Below are 5,280 nucleotides of genomic sequence, written 5' to 3' on the forward strand. Positions count from 1 at the left end.
ATCGGAGCGATGACCTGCTATCTCGCGCTGTCGCGGCGGCTGGAACTGGTGGTGGCGCGCGCCGCCGGCGTATCCGCCTGGCAGTTCATCGCGCCGGCGCTGGCAAGCTCCATCGCGCTCGGGTTGCTGGCGACCGTCGCCTACAACCCGATGTCCGCCAATTTGCGCGAACTCTCCAAGCGGATGGAGGCGGAACTGTTCGGCTCGGCGCCCGGCGGCGGAATTCAGGACGCATCCGGCTTCTGGCTCAATCAGGTCGCCAGCGACGGCCAGTGGATCATCAACGCCGCCCGCAGCGAGCAGCAGGGCGTCCTGCTCACCGGGCTCACGGTGTTCAAGTTCGACAACGACTTCCAGTTCAAGGAACGCATCGAGGCGCGTGAGGCGCGACTCGAGGAAGGCCGCTGGGCGTTCAAATCGGCGCGCCGATTCTCCCTCAATTCCCCCCCTGTTGATCAGGACAGCTTCTTCATTCCGACCATCCTGACGCCCGCCCAGGTCCGCAACAGTTTTTCCACTCCCGAAACTGTGTCTTTCTGGCAACTACCCGGCTATATCCGGTCCTCGGAAAGCTCGGGATTCGCGACCGCCGGGTACCGGCTGCAGTACCACAAGCTCATTGCACAGCCGTTTTTGCTGGCTGCCATGGTCATGTTGGCGGCCTCCGTAAGCCTGCGCTTCTTCCGGATGGGCGGCGTGCAGAAGATGGTTTTGAGTGGCGTGGGAGCAGGCTTTCTGCTCTACGTTCTGTCGAAAGTAACTGAGGATTTGAGCAAGGCTGAGTTGATGCATCCGATCGCTGCGGCGTGGCTGCCTGTGTCTGTGGGCGGCCTCACCGGCTTTTTGGCCTTGCTGTACCAGGAGGACGGGTAGTGGCCGTTGTCGCCGCCCGCCAGGGAAGGTCGTCCGCGTTCCAGCGGCGCACGCTCGTGCGCCGCCACTGGAGTCGCTTGGCCGCAGCCGGCGCCCCGGTTCTGGCGCTGGCGGCCGGGCTGATTCTGGCCACCGCGCTCGACCTCGCGACCACGGCGCCGGCGTCCGCGCAGGGCTTCACCTATAATCCGCGCCCGCCCAAGCCGGCGCCGCCCAAACCCGCCAATGACGGCCAGATGCTCGTCCAGGCGGTCGAGGTCAATTACGACTACAACAATCAGCGGGTGTCGGCGGTCGGCAACGTGCAGATGTTCTTCAACGGCACCGGTGTCGAGGCCGACAAGGTCATCTACGATCAGAAGACCAAGCGGCTTCACGCCGAGGGCAACATCCGCATGACCGATGCGGAAGGCAAGATCACCTACGCCAACGTCATGGATCTGAGCGACGACTACCGCGATGGTTTCGTCGATTCGCTACGCGTCGACACCGCCGACGCCACCCGCATGGCGGCGACCCGGATGGACCGCTCCAGCGGCAACTACACCGTTTTCGAGAACGGCGTTTATACCGCCTGCGCACCGTGCAAGGACGATCCGAAGAAGCCGCCGCTATGGCAGGTCAAGGGCGCGCGCATCATTCACGACCAGACCGAGAAGATGCTGTATTTCGAAAATGCGCAGCTGGAATTCTTCGGCGTTCCGATGGCGTATCTGCCGTACTTTTCGACGCCCGATCCGACCGTGAAGCGCAAGACCGGCTTCCTGATGCCGGGCTTCAGCTCGGTGACGGGCTATGGGTACGGCGTCGAGACGCCGTTCTATTGGGCCATCGCTCCCGACTATGACGCGACTTTCAACCCGCGTTTCACCACCCGGCAGGGCGTACTGTTCCAGGGCGAATTCCGCCAGCGCCTGATGAACGGATCCTATCAGATCCGCGGCTACGGCATTAACCAGCTCGACCCCGGCGTCTACGCCGGCCAGCCCGGCGACCGTGACCTCCGCGGCGGCGTCGAGACCAAGGGCCAGTTCGCGATCAGCGATAAATGGGTATGGGGCTGGGACGGCGTCCTGCTGTCCGACTACTTCTTCATGTCCGACTACCGCCTGTCCCAGTACCGCGATCCCCTGGGCTCGTTCCTGAGCCTGCCGACCGAGGCCATTTCGCAGCTTTACCTGACCGGCGTCGGCGACCGCAGCTTCTTCGACCTGCGCACGATCTATTACCTCAGCTTCTCGGGTAACCAGGAAAAGGTTCCCGTGATTCACCCGGTCCTCGACTATTCGAACGTGATCAACAGCCCGATCTTCGGCGGCGAGTTCAGCTACAAGACGAACCTGACCAGCCTGTCGCGGAGCACCGCGGCGTTCGACCCGATCACGACGGTGGCCAACACCCAGGGCCTGTGTCTGAACACGTCGGCCGATCCGCTGGCCCGGATGCCCAACGCCTGCCTGCTCCGCGGCGTACCCGGCACCTACACGCGGGCGACCGTCGAGGCGCAATGGCGGAAGTCGTTCACCGATCCGATCGGCCAGATCTGGACGCCGTTTGCCATCATCCGCGCCGATGCGATCGACGCCTCGATTTCGAACCAGCCGGGCGTTTCGAATTTCCTGCCCGTCGGCGACACCCAGGCACTGCGGGTGATGCCGACCGTCGGCCTCGAATACCGCTATCCCTTCATCAACGTTCAGCCCTGGGGCTCCACCACGATCGAACCGATCGCGCAGATCATCCTGCGACCCAATGAGACCTATGCCGGCAAGCTGCCCAACGAAGACGCCCAGAGCATGGTGTTCGACGCCAGCAACCTGTTCTCGGTCGACAAGTTCTCCGGCTACGACCGCGTCGAGGGCGGCGGCCGCGCCAATGTCGGCGTGCAGGCGACCACGCAATTCGACCGCGGCGGCTCGGTCAATGTTCTGTTCGGGCAATCCTACCAGCTGTTCGGCCTGAACTCGTACGCGGTCGCTGACGCGACCAATACCGGGCTCGCTTCCGGCCTGCAGAATACGCGGTCCGACTATGTCGCTCGCGTCAATTACTCGCCCAACAGAACCTACACGGTCAGCGCGCGCGCGCGCGTCGATGAAGCCACGCTCGATGTCAACCGTTTCGAGGCTGAAGGCCGCGCCAGCTTCGACCGCTGGTCGGTCAGCCTGACGTACGGCAATTACGCGGCGCAACCGCAACTCGGTTACCTGACGCGTCGCGAGGGATTGCTCGGCAGCGGATCGATCAAGGTCGCCGCGAACTGGGTTGTGACGGGAGCCGCCCGGTGGGATCTTGAAGCCAACAAGATCAATCAATACGTCGTCGGCGCCGGCTACGTCGACGACTGCTTCGTGCTGGCTGCCAACTACGTGACGTCCTACAGCTATTCGGCGGGCACCACGCCGCCGGTACTCAGTCACGCGTTTATGTTCCAGATCGGCCTGCGGACGCTCGCCACCACGTCCTCGTCGGCCAGTGGCGCCGGCATACAATAGCGCCAGCTTGAATACCGCCGGACCATTGCTGCCGTCGCGGATCCAGTTCGAACCGGGTTGATACAGCGAAGATGATCATGACGAGCCCCACGCCCTTCCATCGCCTTCTGTCGCTCGTGCTGGGTTGCGCCGCGGCGCTGGTCCTGATGGCCGGCGGCTCGCCGCTGCAGGCGCAGAGCGTGGCCGTCATGGTCAACGGCGAACCCATCACCAATTACGACATCGAACAGCGCGGCAAACTGAATTTCCTGTCCACGCGCAAGGCGCCGGTCCGCCAGGAAGTGATCAACGAACTGATCGATGAAAAGGTCAAGATCAGGGAAGGCAAGAAATTCGGCGTCGAGCCGACGTCGTCCGACGTCGATCAGTCCTATGCGCAGATGGCTTCGCGGATGCGCATGCCCGCCGAACAGCTCAACAAGACGCTCGAGGCCCAGGGCATTCGCCCTGACACACTGAAGTCGCGTCTAAAGGCCGAGATCGTCTGGACCAGCCTGGTCCGCGGGCGCTTCAAGGGAAGCCTCCAGGTCGGGGAAAAGGACGTTGCCGCCGCCGCCCAGGCCGCGGGCAACGAGAAGCTCGAGGCCGAGGCCTTTGAATATCAGCTGCAGCCCGTCGTGTTGATCGTCCCGAAGGGATCAGCCCCCACCCTCCTCGAGGCACGGCGCAAGGAGGCCGAAGCATTGCGTAGCCGGGTGCAGACCTGCGAGGAGGCCAACGCGCTGTTCAAGTCGATGCAAAACGCCACGATACGCGCCGTCGTGACCAAGACGTCGGCCGACCTCCCGCAGGTGCTGCGCGAGGTACTCGACAAGACCCCGATCGGCCATTTGACCGCGCCTGAGCAGACCAAGGCGGGCGTCGAGATGGTGGCGCTGTGCGGACGCAAGCCGACCACGGTCGACACGCCGAAGAAAAAGGAAATCCGCGACAAGATGTATGTCGAGAAGTACGAGGCGAAGTCGAAAGCCTACCTGCAGGATGTCCGCAAAGCCGCGATGATCGAATATCGTTGATGCATGGCAAAGCCCCTCGCGCTGACCTCAGGCGAACCCGCGGGCATCGGGCCCGACATCACGATCAAGGCGTGGCTGCGCCGCGATGAACTGAAGCTGCCGGCATTCTACCTGGTTGGCGATCGGGACTCCCTCGGCAAGCGCGCGGAAGTCCTCGGACTGAAGGTAAAAATCGCCGACATCAGGCCTGAAGATGCCGTCGCGGCATTCGCCGACGCATTGCCGGTGGTGGCCACCGGCCAGGCCGCAACGGCGCTGCCGGGCCAGCCCGACGAATCTAGCGCGGAGGCGGCGCTGGCATCGATTCGCCAGGCGGTTGCCGACGTCGCCTCCGGGCGGGCCAGCGCGGTCGTCACCAACCCGATCGCCAAGAGCGTGCTCTACCGCGCCGGCTTCCGGCATCCCGGCCATACCGAATTTCTGGCCGAACTCGCGGCAAGCGGCGGTCGCACGCCGCAGCCGGTGATGATGCTGTGGTCGCCCACCCTCGCCGTCGTGCCCGTGACCATCCATCTTTCGCTGCGCGAGGCGATCGCGCAACTGTCGAGCGACTTGATCGTCAGCACGGCCCGCATCGCGGTGGCGGATCTGAAAGCCCGCTTCGGCCTCGCCCATCCGCGCCTCGCGGTGTCCGGCCTCAATCCGCACGCCGGCGAAGACGGCTCGCTCGGCCTCGAGGACCAGACCATCGTGGCGCCAGCGATCGAAATCCTGCGCAATGAAGGCATCGACGCACGGGGACCGCTGCCGGCCGACACCATGTTCCACGCCGCCGCGCGCAAGACCTATGATTGCGCGATCTGCATGTATCACGATCAGGCGCTGATCCCGATCAAGACCATTGCCTTCGAGCACGCGGTCAACGTCACGCTGGGGCTGCCGTTCATCCGCACGTC

4 protein-coding genes are annotated in these 5,280 nt (G+C 64.1%); all 4 read left to right on the forward strand.

Going from position 1 to position 5,280, the window contains the following annotated elements; translation table 11 throughout:
- On the forward strand, positions 1–873 hold an 873-nt coding region (locus Q7T45_RS26645), incomplete at its 5' end, for an LptF/LptG family permease (protein ID WP_304874960.1).
- Positions 874–929: 56 nt separating this feature from the next.
- Positions 930–3,368: an LPS-assembly protein LptD gene (locus tag Q7T45_RS26650; RefSeq protein ID WP_370691372.1), complete on the forward strand. Its 2,439-nt coding sequence runs from the start codon at positions 930–932 to the stop codon at positions 3,366–3,368.
- Between the two features lie 77 nt (positions 3,369–3,445).
- Positions 3,446–4,384, forward strand: coding sequence for a SurA N-terminal domain-containing protein (locus tag Q7T45_RS26655; protein ID WP_304874962.1), 939 nt, complete (start codon positions 3,446–3,448; stop codon positions 4,382–4,384).
- 3 nt (positions 4,385–4,387) lie between these two features.
- Positions 4,388–5,280: 4-hydroxythreonine-4-phosphate dehydrogenase PdxA (gene pdxA / locus Q7T45_RS26660; RefSeq protein ID WP_304874964.1), on the forward strand; the 893-nt coding region annotated here is incomplete at its 3' end.

The organism is Bradyrhizobium sp., assembly GCF_030646015.1.
Lineage (GTDB): Bacteria > Pseudomonadota > Alphaproteobacteria > Rhizobiales > Xanthobacteraceae > Bradyrhizobium.

What these genes read in the sequence shown, in the direction of transcription:
- Q7T45_RS26655 (WP_304874962.1), top strand. Translation starts at nt 3,446, where the DNA reads ATGACGAGCCCCACGCCCTTCCATCGCCTTCTGTCGCTCGTGCTGGGT.